Raw genomic sequence first — 13555 nt, 5'->3', positions numbered from 1 at the left:
GACGTCCAATCCGACATACTGTTTCACTGTGATGTCCTCCCGTTGTCACTGGGACCAATCTGCCACCATCGAGGAGACTGGGACATGCCGGCAGCAATTACGTCATCGTTCGGAATGTTGACCCCTTTATCGGCGTCCAATCTTGGGTCTGACTCAATCTCGATGATGTTTGGGATTCTTTTGGCCTGGTTTCCAATGGAGAATCAGCACCATGCGAGCCCAGTTTCGGCTTTCCGATCTGATCCCTTCCGAGTTGAACGTAGAGGCAGTGCACCACAGCGCAGATGTGATCGTCGTCACCGCATATGGTCAGTCCCGAGATTGCAGGTGTCCCGAATGCGGTACGACCTCTCATCGTGTTCATAGCCGCTATCCTCGGATGATTTGCGATCTGCCGTGTGGGGGCCGGAGGATCGAACTGCACCTGACAGTCCGACGCTTCGTCTGTAGTGCCAACCAATGCCGCCGAAAGATTTTCGCCGAGCGCTTCGGCGATGACATAGTCCGACCCATGGCCCGCAGGACAGCACGCCTGGACACCTTGGTGCTCCATCTCGCTTTGGCATTGGGTGGTCGCCCCGCATCACGCTTCGCAGACCGTCTCGGGTTTCCGGTTAGCAATGACACACTGCTTCGAACCGTTCGCCGGTATGATCGCCCACCGCCACCGCCGCCGAGCGTTATCGGCATCGACGACTGGGCGTGGCGTCGCAATCATCGATATGGCACGATCATTTGCGATCTGGAACGGCGAAAGACGATCGCGTTATTGCCCGACCGAGAACCCGCGACCGCAAAGGCTTGGCTGATCGAGCAGCCGCAAATCGAAATCGTGGCAAGAGACCGCGGCGGCGCATATGCGCAGGCCGCTGCGCAAGCGTTGCCACACGCCGAACAGGTCGCCGACCGCTGGCATCTCATGGAAAACGCTAGCCACGCCTTTCTTGACGCCGTCCGCAAGTCGATGCGGCACGTCCGCATGGCAGTCGGTACAGCAACGATAAATCCTAAGCTTCTGACTGCCGCCGAACGTTTGCAGTATGAAGGATATCTGCGACGAGAAGAGACAAACTCTGTCATTCGTGTGCTCGTCGGCGATGGCCTGCCCATCAAGGAAATCGTGCGCAGAACCGGGCATAGCCGAAGGCTGGTTCGCAGCGTTGTGCGTGGTCAACGGACCGATATCTTCCGAGTCCGGCAAACGTCACTCGAACCACATCTGCCATGGCTCGAAGCGCAATGGGATGCTGGATCACGAAACGGCGCTGAACTGTGGCGGCAGCTTCGGCTAACTGGCTTTTGCGGAGGTCTCCGCGTTGTTACGGAATGGGCAACGCGGCGAAGGCGCGCCGAAAGGGCCGAGAATGGTCTGGGCCACGCGCCGGCGGCACGCACCATCGTCCGCCTGATGACCCTTGAACGCAACAATTTGACCAAGGCTCAAACGATGACGGTGGCTGCGATCGAGGAACGACTACCGTACCTCGTCGAGGCCAGAGATGTCGTAGAGAGCTTTCACGAGATGCTGCGGCGCAGGTCCAGAGATGATCTGGACGCGTGGATCGACCGCGCGTCGACCAGCTTGGTCGCGTCATTCGCCAACGGCGTTATCCGCGACAAAAGAGCGGTTCAGAATACAATAACTTCAATCTGGTCGAATGGCCAGACAGAGGGCCAGATCACCAAGCTGAAACTCATCAAGCGTCAGATGTACGGTCGCGGGAAGCTCGATTTGCTTGAGGCACGTATCGTGGGAGCACCCTGATGTCATCGAGATTGCGTCAGACCCAATATTCCACGCCGAAACACACCGAATCTCAGTCCGACTGCGACCTATCCGACCGTTCGAACTCACCCTCGGGCCTGACGAAATTTCGCGGGACCGCGATCGCGGGTTATGTCAGGCTGATTTCAAAAGGGCTGCTAGGCAGAATTTCGCTCTGCGGCTTTAACACCACGGGCACAAAGCATTGCGAGTATTTTTGCCTCATCCACAACGCCGGATCCTGCCAGATTAGTCGCACGCTGCAGAATGTGGCGGCCCTGCTCGGTGTTCAAGTCGACGTCAAGACACCTGCAGGCGGCTGTCGCTGCCGCTAGAATGGCTTCGATTTCATCATCACTGTAGGAAAGGAGATTGAAAATCCTGCGGCTCCCTTTCATACGACGGGAGCAAGCTCTCATGACCGCGTGTCGTTAAATGGCAGACCAATATCTAATTTATAGGGCGGTTCTGTAACAAAACAATGTCGGACGCGTGATAACGTCCCCTATTGGCCTGGCGAAGCCCTTGAAACATCGGCAAGGCCGCATAAATCTTTTTGCGCCAAATGTTGTAACTGACACGCTCACCATGGACGTCGAAACCACCTCATTGGTCACTGCGGCAACGGAACCGTCAGCCGCTCCTGGGAAGATCGCGTTGGTGATAGAAGCCGATCTGCTCCTGGCCATCAATCTCGAACAGGATCTGGCGGCATTCGGTTATTCCGTTTATTCCGCTCCCACAGTGGCGGCCGCCGAGCATATCCTGGACACGTGCCGACCGGACCTGGCTTTTCTGGATGTCGCTGCCCGCGACGGCTCAACCAGCCGCGTTGCCGAGCGATTGAGCCTGGCGCGCATTCCGTGGGTGGTGGTATCGAACCTGAAGCCCGTTCCCCAGGGGCAGGATGCCATCTTTCTTTCGCGGCCTTTTCTCTCGAAAGCCTATTACCCGACGCAGCTGGAAGCGGTCATCAGCGCTGGCACGTCCCGGCAACCCTGGCCCTGAAGACCCGGGCAGGTCCTTAGCTTTTTGTTGACCAAGTGGTGAGGGCAAGCACGTTGGGCGGGCTGTCATCTTGCCATCGAGGCACGGGACCATAGGTAATCCCAGATCAGTGTAACCATGAAAGGCCTCAGAGATGATCGGCTCGCCGTCACTTCAAGTTCATTTTGCCGGGAGCGCTTCCGTTGAAAGCTGGGCGAAACAGTTTGACCTGACTGCCCCGGACGAGCGGGCGCTGATAGACCGAGTGCGGGCTTGGGTCGCGGAGCATTTTGACCCGTGCATCGCCCTTACGGAAAGCGCCTTCTTCCACTTGCTGAACGACGTCTATGCATCCGGAAGCGACATCAAGGGTGGGCATGACGGAAGCGTCCGTTCGGAAGTGGAATGAGCTGGAAAACCGCCCCATTCGCGGCCCGTAACGGATGCTTACTTCCAAGCCACCGAGAGCGTATTTGATATCGACCCGGAGCAATCCCGGCGTGCGATGAGCGTCTTGACGTACATCCGTGTTCAATTCCGCTAATTGCGGCGAACGCGGTTCGCTAGCATCTGGACGATCCGACGATCAGGATTTGACAGACTCAAGATTGATCGATGCTTAGTGAAGCATTGAACGATAAGGATCGAAGCAGCGAGGCCATAAGGCGAGTGTTTGTCCTGCCAGCGCGCGTTGAAGATCACGATAACGGCCCGCTCTCTCGCTTTTCGTTGCGCAACGTCGGCGGGACGCTTCCTGTTCAACCCATATCAACGGAGTAAGCCTGCGTTGCCAGCAAGAGTAGTCAAATCGACCTCAGATGACGGTCGTTTCGCGAATGCAGTCTCATCCACGTCATCGCGCATCGCGTTCCTCAAATGAGGTCTTGCAACCAGACAAAAGAGGATAGAGCTGCAAAGGCGCTCCCGACAAGGCAAGCGCCCCCAATTTTGATCCTGGTAATCCGCCGGGTTTTTGTCCCGTCCCAATCGTATGCCATAAGTCACCACACAAAATACACGCTATGTTCTCGAACGTTCACCTCTGTGTGTCTTGCGAAGCTTGTTCCAAGCTGGGGTTATATTAGAATGTATAAACAAACCGGCCGCGGTGGGCTCATTCGATTGCTCTAACAATTAACCATAGCGGCAAGCCGCATGTCGCACTCGTCACGACAAGCACGAGAGCCATCTTCAAGAAGTGAGTGCGACGTGCACGGTCATCGTCCCATTCATATTCCATCTGCCATCTCCCCTTGTCTCGATCTCTTTGCCGCTCGCTACTTCGTTGGTTCTGGCCCGCAGTGATAGTTGATGTCGCCAGAATTCACAAATTGGCTATTCGTTCAGATTGCCCGGCAGCCGGAGACTGGTGATGCTTGCGACAAGGTCTGTTTGTCGGCTCATACCACATTTGCCCAGCACCGACTTAACGTGAGAGCGTACTGTTTCAACGCCCAAGCCGAATTGGCGCGCCGTCGCTGTGACATCATTACCGCTAGCGAGGGATCGAGCAATGCGAGCCTCGGCAGGTGATAGGTCGAATAGGCCCTGGATAGTCTCTATATCGATGGTGCACGAGCGGTCCGCGGATGTCACCACGACGAAGTAGGCAGCGCCGGTAAAGATATCGCGGGCGTTCCCTTTAACCGGAACGAGGTGAATCACTGTCGGCGGCCGCTCCTCAGCCCGCCTCAAAGGCATGGAGCATCCGACGCTCACAGCCTGTGACCGGGAACGGTCCAAAGTCTCGGCAAACTTGCGGTTTGTATCTTCCGATCCAAACATCAATTTGTCATGCGCTGCCACAACGATCTCGGGGGCAAATGTCCCAAACAGTGTATTACTCGATAGTACCTTGCATCGCGCCGTGATGACGGATGCGGGTAGCCCGACCAATTCGAGGGCATGAACGGCGGCATTTATCCGCTCGAATTGCAGGCGGCTTGACATTGTTGCCGCCCTGGCAAGGTGTGGGCGCAGCATGTTCAGGTGTTCCACCTGACCGGTCGTAAATGGACCGTCAGCGCTTTTGCCCAGGAGATCAAATATGATCGTATGGCCTGAAGGCTCCCGAAACATATCCCCGACCGTCCACCCTAAGCCCCGCGGCCGGAGGAACTCGACGTAGATCGGATCGTTGAGGATCTCCTCTTCACTCATCAAGTCGATATCGCGCATAAAGGAAAAAGGAGAGCGCGCGAGGTGTCTGGCTGGTCGCACGTTCTGGAACCGAAGTGGGCTTTGAGAAAACCGTTGCATAGCTGAGGCAATGTCGGGATAGCCGACTTTTTCAAGTGGCTGTTGATTGGAACACGAGTATTTCGCCAGTTTGTGCAATCCATTCGACCGCGCATCCATTCGGCAGGTCATGCGTTATTCAAACTCAACAGGAGAAAACGCAATGACGAAACGAGAACTGATCGATACCGGAACCGACAAGCGCTATGTTCGGCGCGATGAAGACGGCAAGTTCAAGGAGAGTGCCGACGTCTCTCGATCGCTGTCTGCGGACGCTCGTCACGACGCCAAGAACAAAGCCAAGCCCGGGGGAGGGCGACAAGGGTGACGGCCGCAGCTGACCGTCGCTATGAAGCTTGCATCCTACAACGTGAACGGCATCAACGGTCGCCTCGACGTTCTTCTTCGATGGCTCGATGAGACCAGCCCGGACATCGTCTGTCTGCAGGAGCTGAAATCGCCAGACGCCCGGTTTCCGGAGCGTGCCCTGGAAGCCGCCGGCTATAACGCGATCTGGCACGGCCAAAAGTCTTGGAACGGCGTGGCGATCCTGGCACGCGGCCAGACGATCACCGAAACACGTCTCGGCTTGCCAGGTGATCCGGATGATACGCATAGTCGCTATATCGAAGCCGCAATCGATGGCATGATCATTGGCTGCCTCTATCTGCCGAATGGTAATCCGGCACCTGGTCCGAAATTCGATTATAAGCTGCGCTGGATGAAGCGGTTTCGGCAGTACGCAGCCGAGCTGTTCGAGCTCGATGTACCGGTGGCTCTGATCGGCGACTTCAACGTTATGCCGACGGACCTGGATGTCTACAAGCCAGAACGCTGGCGGGATGATGCCTTGTTTCGGCCGGAAGTGCGAGCAGTGTATGCCGAGTTGCTGGCTGACGGCTGGACTGATGCCGTCAGGGAGCTACACCCAGGTGAGCGCATCTACACGTTCTGGAAATATTTCCGGAACGCCTTCCCCCGCGATGCGGGTCTACGTATCGACCATTTCCTGCTCAGTCCCTCGTTACGGGAGAGACTGCTGAGCTGCGGCGTCGATAAGTATGTGAGAGGCTGGAAGCATACAAGCGACCACGCTCCGGTGTGGATCGAGCTCGCCGATTAAACACGAAGGGCGCTCAACCCTTTCGGGGAGCGCCCTTTAAACCCGGACGGCGTCGAACATCCAATCGCTCGGAAAAGACACCATCATGAACGGGTGAGGGTGCACAGATATGCATTCAGATCCTGGTTTCAAGGGCAATCAGGGAAGGCAGATTCGTGGCGAGGCAAAGTCGCTTTCCAGTAACGCCAGACGGGCGGTACTTCGTGGTTCGGGGGCGCCTATGGCGAACGACAAATCCTGGTTTGGCGGAAGGAGACCGCAGGCATTGGGTTTCGCAACTCATGACCGCGCGTCGGCAGATCGCTGAGGCAAGACGTGAGGGGAAGGACCCCGCGGCACTACGGCGTCAGGTCGATGAAGCGAAGAGGGCGCTCGGTTAGCGTGGACCCGTCTGGTGGACAGATGGCTCGGCTGACTACAATCGCCACATGGCGAAGAACACGCCTTACGCATGCTGGTTCGAAACATTGACCGACGGCTGACCGCGCGCCTGAAGCTTTCCTGGAACAATCGCACCGGCTGCAAATTTCGATGTCCAACCAGGGAGGTTCAGATGCAATCAACCGACATGCGGGATGCAAGATTTTATGTTCTTCGGCAGGACGAGCCGGGAGACATTGAGGGGCACGAGGCGCTGGATTTCGATGCCGCGTTCGGCCAGGCAAAATATCTGACGGAGGATGGTGACGCCGTTCATGTCATGTATACCAGCGAGGCAACTCAGATGCAGCTCACCCGGTTCGCAGAGGCGGGCATCATGGCGACACCGGTCAAGGATCGCCATCGAGGCCCATTAGACTCTACCCAGCGGTCTGATAGGGATGGAACTAGTTAAGACTCCTCCAATCAGAAGCCTCGCAGCTTCCCACCGTCACCGACGAATGGCGGATTGCGGCAGCAAATGCGTCAACCAAAGTTTTCGGCAATTGCGATTGGCAGTCTCCTGAGCTACCAAATCCTCCGGCTTAAACTTGTCGGCTGAAAGCTAATCGAAGGACGCGTTGGCAACGCGCATATCGCTGAGCAGACGCCTTATTCGTGTGCAATGCGTGGGTTCGCACGCGTGTGCATGTCCCCCTTGCCATGTTTCAAACTGGCGAAATCCGGTTTCGTGAATAGCATTGTCCTTTAGTGCTGCGCCGGCTGGATTGGCGCGGTCAACACCACCCTCAGCCCCGGCAAGTTGTTCTCTTCGTCCAGATTGCCCTGGAGCCTCTCCACGATCGCGCGCAGCATCCTCGATCCAAAGCCCGCGGCTCCGGAGTTTGCCTTCCCCTCTCCACGGTCCGCGACGATGAGACGGAACGTGCCCCGATGTTGCTCGAGCTTCACGACAAGCGGTCCCGGGTTTCCATCGTAGGCATACTTCTGGGCGTTGATGACCAGTTCCGTTAAAACGAGACCGACATTGACGGCTTTGTCCGTCGCGATCAACACAGGGGCTAAGTCCAGCGTCAGCTCCCTGCGCCATGTCCCGTCCATGCCTGACAACATGTCGGAGACCAATGTCTCGATATAGTGGGACAGGTCGACGATCTCAACACTGTCGTCCTGGTAGAGACGCCGGTGTACAAGGGCGACAGCGTTGAGCCGCTTCTGCGCTTCATCAAGGCTGTCCTTCGCCTCCGGCGACTTGGCGTCCTTGGCCTGTAGTCGAAGAAACGCCGAAACCAGCTGCAGGGAGTTCTGGACACGGTGATTTACCTCCTTGAGGAGGTAATCCTTCTGCCTCAACAGGCTCTCGTTCTCTCTGAGGCTGATGGACAACTCACTGTTTAATTCGCGCATCCGGTGAGTATTGCGCTGTTCAAGCATCAAGCGAACGATCCGCGTCGCAGCCTCCGCCTCGGCATGGCTCCACGGCGGGGCTGTTCCTCTAACGCTTTCGCTCCAGGCCGCGAAGGATGCGCGTGGTTGCAGTGTCGCTCCAGGCTCCAACGGGATATCCTTGTGAGGGTCTCCCGCCCACTTCAGAACCTCGATTTGTTCGGCGCGGAACCACATCAGAATGGTCGGGACTTCGGTGGACATCGTTACGGCGAGCAACCCGCTTGCCTGTTCGCGAAAAGACGACGCCACCGGCCACTGGCGGGAAAGACTCGTCGTTAAGAACGGCTGGCGCGCGGCTGGAAGCCTCACATGCTGGGCGATGTTGCGGACATCGATCTTGTCGGGAACCTTTCCGTAGACGAACAGGTCCTTTCCCTGTGCCGCCGCGAAACCGTCAGCCGCAAGCAGTCGAGCAAGTTCAGGACCCGAATTTTCGAAGAACTCTTCAAGCGAGCTGTCGTTGCCAAGCTTGGACAGCACCGTGTCTTCCTGTGAGCGAAGGCGGATTCGCTCACGATAAAGCTCGCCTTCTTCCTTCGACCTGATCTGCCGTGACAAGGCGTTGGTGAGGGCCTGACATCCCATGCGGGTCGCCAGGGGGATAGCTCTCGGAGTTGCATGGTGACAGGCGATCAATCCCCACAGCAAACCGTCTTTGATGATCGAGAACGATGCAGACGCCCCCACGCCCATGTTCTTGAGGTACTGGATATGGATCGGGGAAACGCTTCGAAGAATGGAGTCGCTCAGATCGAGACCTCGCAGGTCGAAGTCGGAGCGGATCGGCCTGGCAAGGTAGTCCACGTCGGGGATCACGCGGGATTTGTTGCGCAAGTAAAGGGAGCGCGCCTGTTTGGGAATATCCGAAGCGGGAAAGTGGTGGTTCATGAACGTCGAGGTTCCCGCGGCCGTGCTCTCGCCCACCACGACCCCTGCGTCATCATCGAGGAACTGGTAGACCATGACCCGGTCATACCCGGTCAATTGACGAAAAATCGCGGCCGCCTCACGACAAAGCTCCCTGACGCTGCTCGACCGTTCGAAACGTGAACTGGCGGCGTCGAGGGTGACGAGGAAAGGGATTGTCGCGATCGCCTCGGCTTCTGTCTCGTCGAATTCGACAACCAGGTATTCACCTGATCGGTACGCAACGACATCCAATGTGCCGCGCGAGGCCTGAACCCGACCTAGTACCGCGATCTTTCCGGTCGTTGCATCGCCGATATGCTCAACGAGGGCAGGTCCGACCACGTCCCATAGGGTAAGACCGATTTTGGAAGCGCCGAGGATATCGGCGACGTCCCCCGCTTCCCCGATGATTTCGAGCGAGCTCGCATCCGCCACCAGCATCACGCCGTGCGGTTGAATGGACCCGGGAATATGGATGGGCTCGAGTTCACAGGAGGTGATGTCGGACGAGGCACTTGTAATCGAATTCATAACATCCTGTTCCGATCTCAGACAGCTCGCATGTAGCGCGGAACAACTGTGCGACAAGTGGATTTCGTAACGTTGCGAGGATCGCTTACCGTAAATGGAGCGTGCCTTGAAAACTGAAAGGTCGCGAATAGATTCTTCCGTGGACCGTAACAATTTCGAGGCGTCAGTCTAGCCGGACTGGACGGATGAGCGTGAAATGAACCAAGAAGATCATCGGAAAGACGCGCGTGACGCCGGCGACCGCCTTGTGGCGTCGCATGTTTCCGAAGATCCTTTTGCAGCCGCTTTCAAGGCAACCCGCATGCCGATGTTGATTACAGACCCGAGGCAGGCCGACAACCCGATAATATTTTCCAACCGAGCCTTCTCGGACCTCTCTGGTTACAGTCAGGCGGAGCTGGTGGGCCAGAATTGTCGCCTTCTTCAGGGACCCGAAACTGACGGAGAGGCCGTTTCAAAGATCAGGGACGCGGTCCGAAACGAGCGTGACGTCGCAGTCGACATCCTGAACTATCGAAAGGATGGTAGCACGTTCTGGAATGCTCTGTTCGTAAGCCCGGTCCGTGATCGTCACGGCACGGTGATCTACTTCTTTGCGTCACAGCTCGATTTTACCAATATCAAGAGCAAGGAAGCCGAACTGGCTAAAGCCCGCCATATTGCCGAAGACGAAGTCGCGCGCCGGACGGCGCAACTAAGCGAGGCCCTGAGCGTCAAAACAGACCTGGTCCATGAAGTGGATCACAGGGTCAAGAACAACCTCCTGATGATCGCCTCCATTATCAAGTTGCAAATGCGGATGACGACAGACTCGACCGTGGAAATGACCCTGAAGTCGGTGCTTGATCGCGTCGAGGCACTCAGCACAGTCCAGCGCAAACTCCTCAACGATGAGAGGCTGGGCCATTTCGACGTCGCTGATTTTTGCCGAGACCTCGTGACGGATATTGTCGGATCGCTGAAGCGTCCTGATATCGTGCTTACTACCGACTTGCATCCAGTCATTGTTTCCGCCTCCAAGGCTTCTCCGCTCGCACTCATCGTAAACGAACTTCTCGGTGACGCGGTAAGGCGTGGCCTGAGCGACGGAGGCGGCAAAATCCATCTCGAAATCCGCCGACTAAATGGGCATTTTCTCATCCGCGTCGAGGATACCGTCACGCCGGTCGAGGCTGACAAGGAACAGAGCGCCGTCAGTCAGGCGATGCTTGAGGCATCGCTTCGCCAGCTACGGGCCAAAATTGATCGCCAGGTTGAAGGCCACCGTACGGACGTGCGTGTAACGCTCCTGGTTGAAGACTAGAAAGGGACCGACTTGAGAACGTTGATTGTCGAGGACGAGATGCTGCTTGCGATGGAACTCGAGAGCGAGGTCGAAGAGAGCGGTCATCGCGTTATCGGAGTGGCAACAGACTTCGCCGAAGCGATGGCACTTATCGAACGTGAGGACCCCGAGTTCGCGTTTGTGGACATTCAGCTGCGCGACGGGCCCACCGGCATCGAAATCGGACGACATCTGGCGTCCGTAGGAATTCCGTACATTTTCGTTTCGGGCAACCTCAAACGAATTCCCGAAGATTTCGCTGGGGCGCTTGGTGCCATCGAGAAGCCTTATACCGTTAACGGTCTTCAAAACGCACTTTCCTACGTTGATGCCCTGTTGGCAGGCTCACCGCCGAAGTCGATGCCCCCGAGCCTGGTGGCATCCGGCCGGCCTGTCCATACCGGCCACGACCAATCACAGCATCAGAAAAGCAGGCTGGTAGGGTGATCGGAAACCACGTTCCAAGTTCAGCTTGATTACAAGCGCATTAGCCGCGCTTCTATCGCTGCATCCTTAAAAGCATGAGTCATGCAGGGCACGTCCTTGTCAGCGAATAAACGGTGAGACGTGTTAGGGGCAAAAAGTATTGCCCGTTTCGATTCCGATCGCAGCAGAAGAACAGGACACATTGGCGGCGTCGCGGGATGTCGCGACCTGCAATCGCCGTCGAGCGATTGGTAGATACGACGGCTGTGGCCACGGTATTCGAAACAAATCGGTATGGGACAGCGTTGATCGCTCTCTGCAACTCCGGACTAAGGTCGAGGTCAACGTCCGCCATAAGCCGCATTTTCCGAATGTAGAAGCGAGATTTTTGACTGCGTGTCAAAGAATGATAGAGAAACCTGAACTGGATTCGCAGCGGAAGCAGACGCACCCTGCCAGGTGCATCGGGGAGGATAGGCCACCTCGACCAGGCGAAGGCCTCGCTGACGAACTGGAGTTGAAGCTATGTGGTTTATACCCATTAGCATCACTCTCACAATACGAAAAACCCGCACGAGCTGGCAGGCTAGTGTGCGGGTTCAATTCGTAAAGTAAGAGCGGGGGGCAGGATTTCGGTCCTGTCCCTTGCTCCAGCAATATAGTCTCACACACCGTTTTGAACAAGCCCTGGCTCGCGCCGGGGTTTTTTGTTTTGGAGCCCACGATATGCTCGACCACAGCCAGTGACCTAAGCCCCAGAACTTCCTCCAAATTTTGGTAGAGTCCGTCACGATCAGGAGACGGACGGAATGAAGCGTGCACGGTTTACGGACGAGCAGAACATCGGGATGCTGAAGGAGCAGGAGAGCGGCCAGAGGACGGCCGATGTCTGCCGCAAGCACGGAATATCCGAGGCAACCTTCCACAAATACAAGGCGAAGTATGGCGGCATGGATGTCTCCGACGCTCGGAAGCTGAAGGCCTTGGAAGATGAGAACGCCAAGCTGAAGAAGCTTTTGGCGGAGGCGATACTGGACAACGCCATTTTGAAGGACGTCGCATCAAAAAATGTATGGTCCGCCTCGTCCGTGCAAGGGTACGCGACATCGTAAACGACGATTCCAGTTGCATAAATGTATCCGGCCTCTCGCGAGTGGGCTGCGGTTGCAGCCAGGCCATGATGAGATCCGCACACGCCGTTCCCAATAAATGGTTCGGGCACGAGCCCGCTTTTTTGCACAGGGCTTACGGCATGTTGATCCACTGTTTCGTCATCACTATTCCCGAGCCTTGCAATCGAACCAGCAGCATCAGGCGAATGCAGGATCTCTGCGCTCGTAGAGTGCTCCCGGCTTGGTCAGGACGACCCAGACGATCCGGGCCATTTTGGCGGCAAGTGCGACAACAGCTTTGTTCGGGTGCATTCGGGCTTGAAGGCCATCCAGCCAGTTCCCCAATCGATCTCGTGTTCGGTCGAGGTGCCGAAAGCAGGATCGTGCCCCATGTACGAGAAGTTTGCGAACATAGCGGTTCCCTCGCTTGCTGATGCCGAGAAGCTTCTGCTTTCCGCCGGTGGAGTATTCCCGCGGCACGAGGCCAAGCCATGCAGCGAGATCGCGGGCCTTTTGGAATTGCCTGCCGTTGCCAACGGCTGCGAGGAGTGCCGTCGCACCCAGCGCTCCGATTCCGGGGATCGTCATGAGCCGTCGAGCGACATCCTCCCTATTGGCGATCGCCTCGATCTCGCGTGTGACGTCGGCGATGCGTTGCTCCAACTGGCGCAGATCATTGAATAGATCGGTGAGAAGCTTTCTCATCGCCCCAGACAAGCCGTTCGACAAATCTTCCAGCGTCTGCGGAAGGTCGAGCTTGAACAGCCCGGCTCCCTGCCGGAGCGCGATCCCATATTCGAGGCAAAAGGCTCGCATTTGGTTGATCAGGCGCGTTCGCGTGCCGATCATCTGGTCGCGCACTCGATGCAGCGCCTGCAGGTCGGCCTGCTCCTCGCTCTTGATTGCCGCAAACCGCATCGTCGGCCGAGTAGCTGCTTCCGCGATAGCCTCCGCGTCGATGATGTCGCTCTTGTTGGACTTCACGTAAGGCTTCACGAATTGCGCCGGGATCAGGCGCACCCTGTGACCGAGCGCCTGGATCTTCCTCGCAATCCACTGAGAGCCAGCGCAGGATTCCATCCCCACCACCGCGGGTGTTGCGCGTTCGAAGAACTGCAGCAGCGTGTCGCGCCGAAAGCGAACCTTCTGGACGACAGTGCCGTCGCTTCCCAAGCCTACGACGTGGAAGATGTTCTTGCCGATATCGATTCCGTAGACGGCCGCAGAGCGCGGCATATTGCGTTGTGGCATGGCAACCTCCTTTGGTTTGGCCGCCTCATGATGAGGCTGGAGGACGAGGCGGACCATCC

11 protein-coding genes and 1 pseudogene are annotated in these 13555 nt (G+C 57.0%); 9 read left to right on the top strand and 3 right to left on the bottom strand.

Features of this window, described 5'->3' with window-relative positions; translation table 11 throughout:
* Positions 1 to 211 precede the first annotated feature (211 nt).
* From DEM27_RS32200 to DEM27_RS32185, 3 genes are all read left to right on the top strand, one after another.
* The gene (locus tag DEM27_RS32200) at positions 212 to 1765 is read left to right on the top strand and encodes an ISL3 family transposase (protein WP_109462317.1); all 1554 of its coding nucleotides are present in this window, start codon (positions 212 to 214) and stop codon (positions 1763 to 1765) included.
* Positions 1766 to 2290: 525 nt separating this feature from the next.
* Positions 2291 to 2773 (top strand): response regulator, encoded by a 483-nt coding sequence (locus DEM27_RS32190; protein ID WP_165823717.1) that lies wholly within the window; start codon positions 2291 to 2293, stop codon positions 2771 to 2773.
* 133 nt (positions 2774 to 2906) lie between these two features.
* Positions 2907 to 3161, top strand: coding sequence for a hypothetical protein (locus DEM27_RS32185; RefSeq protein WP_109462314.1), 255 nt, complete (start codon positions 2907 to 2909; stop codon positions 3159 to 3161).
* A gap of 926 nt (positions 3162 to 4087) precedes the next feature.
* On the opposite strand, the gene DEM27_RS32180 is transcribed toward DEM27_RS32185, so the two are convergent.
* Entirely contained in the window at positions 4088 to 5110 is a 1023-nt protein-coding gene (locus DEM27_RS32180; protein WP_128755618.1) for a helix-turn-helix transcriptional regulator, read from the bottom strand.
* 43 nt (positions 5111 to 5153) lie between these two features.
* Between DEM27_RS32180 and DEM27_RS32175 the strand changes: the two genes are divergently transcribed.
* The 3 genes from DEM27_RS32175 to DEM27_RS32160 all read left to right on the top strand — a co-directional run bounded on the left by DEM27_RS32175 (position 5154) and on the right by DEM27_RS32160 (position 6948).
* Entirely contained in the window at positions 5154 to 5318 is a 165-nt protein-coding gene (locus tag DEM27_RS32175) for a hypothetical protein (RefSeq protein WP_109462312.1), read from the top strand.
* Between the two features lie 21 nt (positions 5319 to 5339).
* The gene (gene xth / locus DEM27_RS32170; RefSeq protein WP_109462311.1) at positions 5340 to 6113 is read left to right on the top strand and encodes an exodeoxyribonuclease III; all 774 of its coding nucleotides are present in this window, start codon (positions 5340 to 5342) and stop codon (positions 6111 to 6113) included.
* Positions 6114 to 6666: 553 nt separating this feature from the next.
* Positions 6667 to 6948: a hypothetical protein gene (locus DEM27_RS32160; protein ID WP_205909009.1), complete on the top strand. Its 282-nt coding sequence runs from the start codon at positions 6667 to 6669 to the stop codon at positions 6946 to 6948.
* Positions 6949 to 7241: 293 nt separating this feature from the next.
* On the opposite strand, the gene DEM27_RS32155 is transcribed toward DEM27_RS32160, so the two are convergent.
* Entirely contained in the window at positions 7242 to 9383 is a 2142-nt protein-coding gene (locus tag DEM27_RS32155) for a histidine kinase dimerization/phosphoacceptor domain -containing protein (RefSeq protein WP_109462310.1), read from the bottom strand.
* Between the two features lie 196 nt (positions 9384 to 9579).
* On the opposite strand from DEM27_RS32155, the gene DEM27_RS32150 reads away from it, so the two are divergent.
* The 3 genes and pseudogenes from DEM27_RS32150 to DEM27_RS32140 all read left to right on the top strand — a co-directional run.
* On the top strand, positions 9580 to 10686 hold the full coding sequence (locus tag DEM27_RS32150) for a PAS domain-containing protein (RefSeq protein ID WP_109462309.1): 1107 nt from the start codon (positions 9580 to 9582) through the stop codon (positions 10684 to 10686).
* A gap of 12 nt (positions 10687 to 10698) precedes the next feature.
* Complete coding sequence (locus tag DEM27_RS32145) at positions 10699 to 11154, top strand: response regulator (RefSeq protein WP_109462308.1); 456 nt, start codon at positions 10699 to 10701, stop codon at positions 11152 to 11154.
* A 788-nt stretch (positions 11155 to 11942) separates the two neighbouring features.
* Positions 11943 to 12206: pseudogene (locus tag DEM27_RS32140) on the top strand (transposase); the annotation flags it as partial.
* A gap of 237 nt (positions 12207 to 12443) precedes the next feature.
* On the opposite strand, the gene DEM27_RS32135 reads toward DEM27_RS32140, so the two are convergent.
* Positions 12444 to 13496 carry an IS110 family RNA-guided transposase gene (locus tag DEM27_RS32135; protein ID WP_109462307.1) on the bottom strand — a complete coding sequence of 351 codons (1053 nt, stop codon included), beginning with the start codon at positions 13494 to 13496 and terminating at the stop codon, positions 12444 to 12446.
* Positions 13497 to 13555: the final 59 nt, after the last annotated feature.

Source organism: Rhizobium album (assembly GCF_003122325.1).
Classification (GTDB): domain Bacteria; phylum Pseudomonadota; class Alphaproteobacteria; order Rhizobiales; family Rhizobiaceae; genus Metarhizobium; species Metarhizobium album.
Note: the sequence above shows the minus strand (reverse complement) of the source record. Positions and strands in the feature narration are given on the sequence as shown.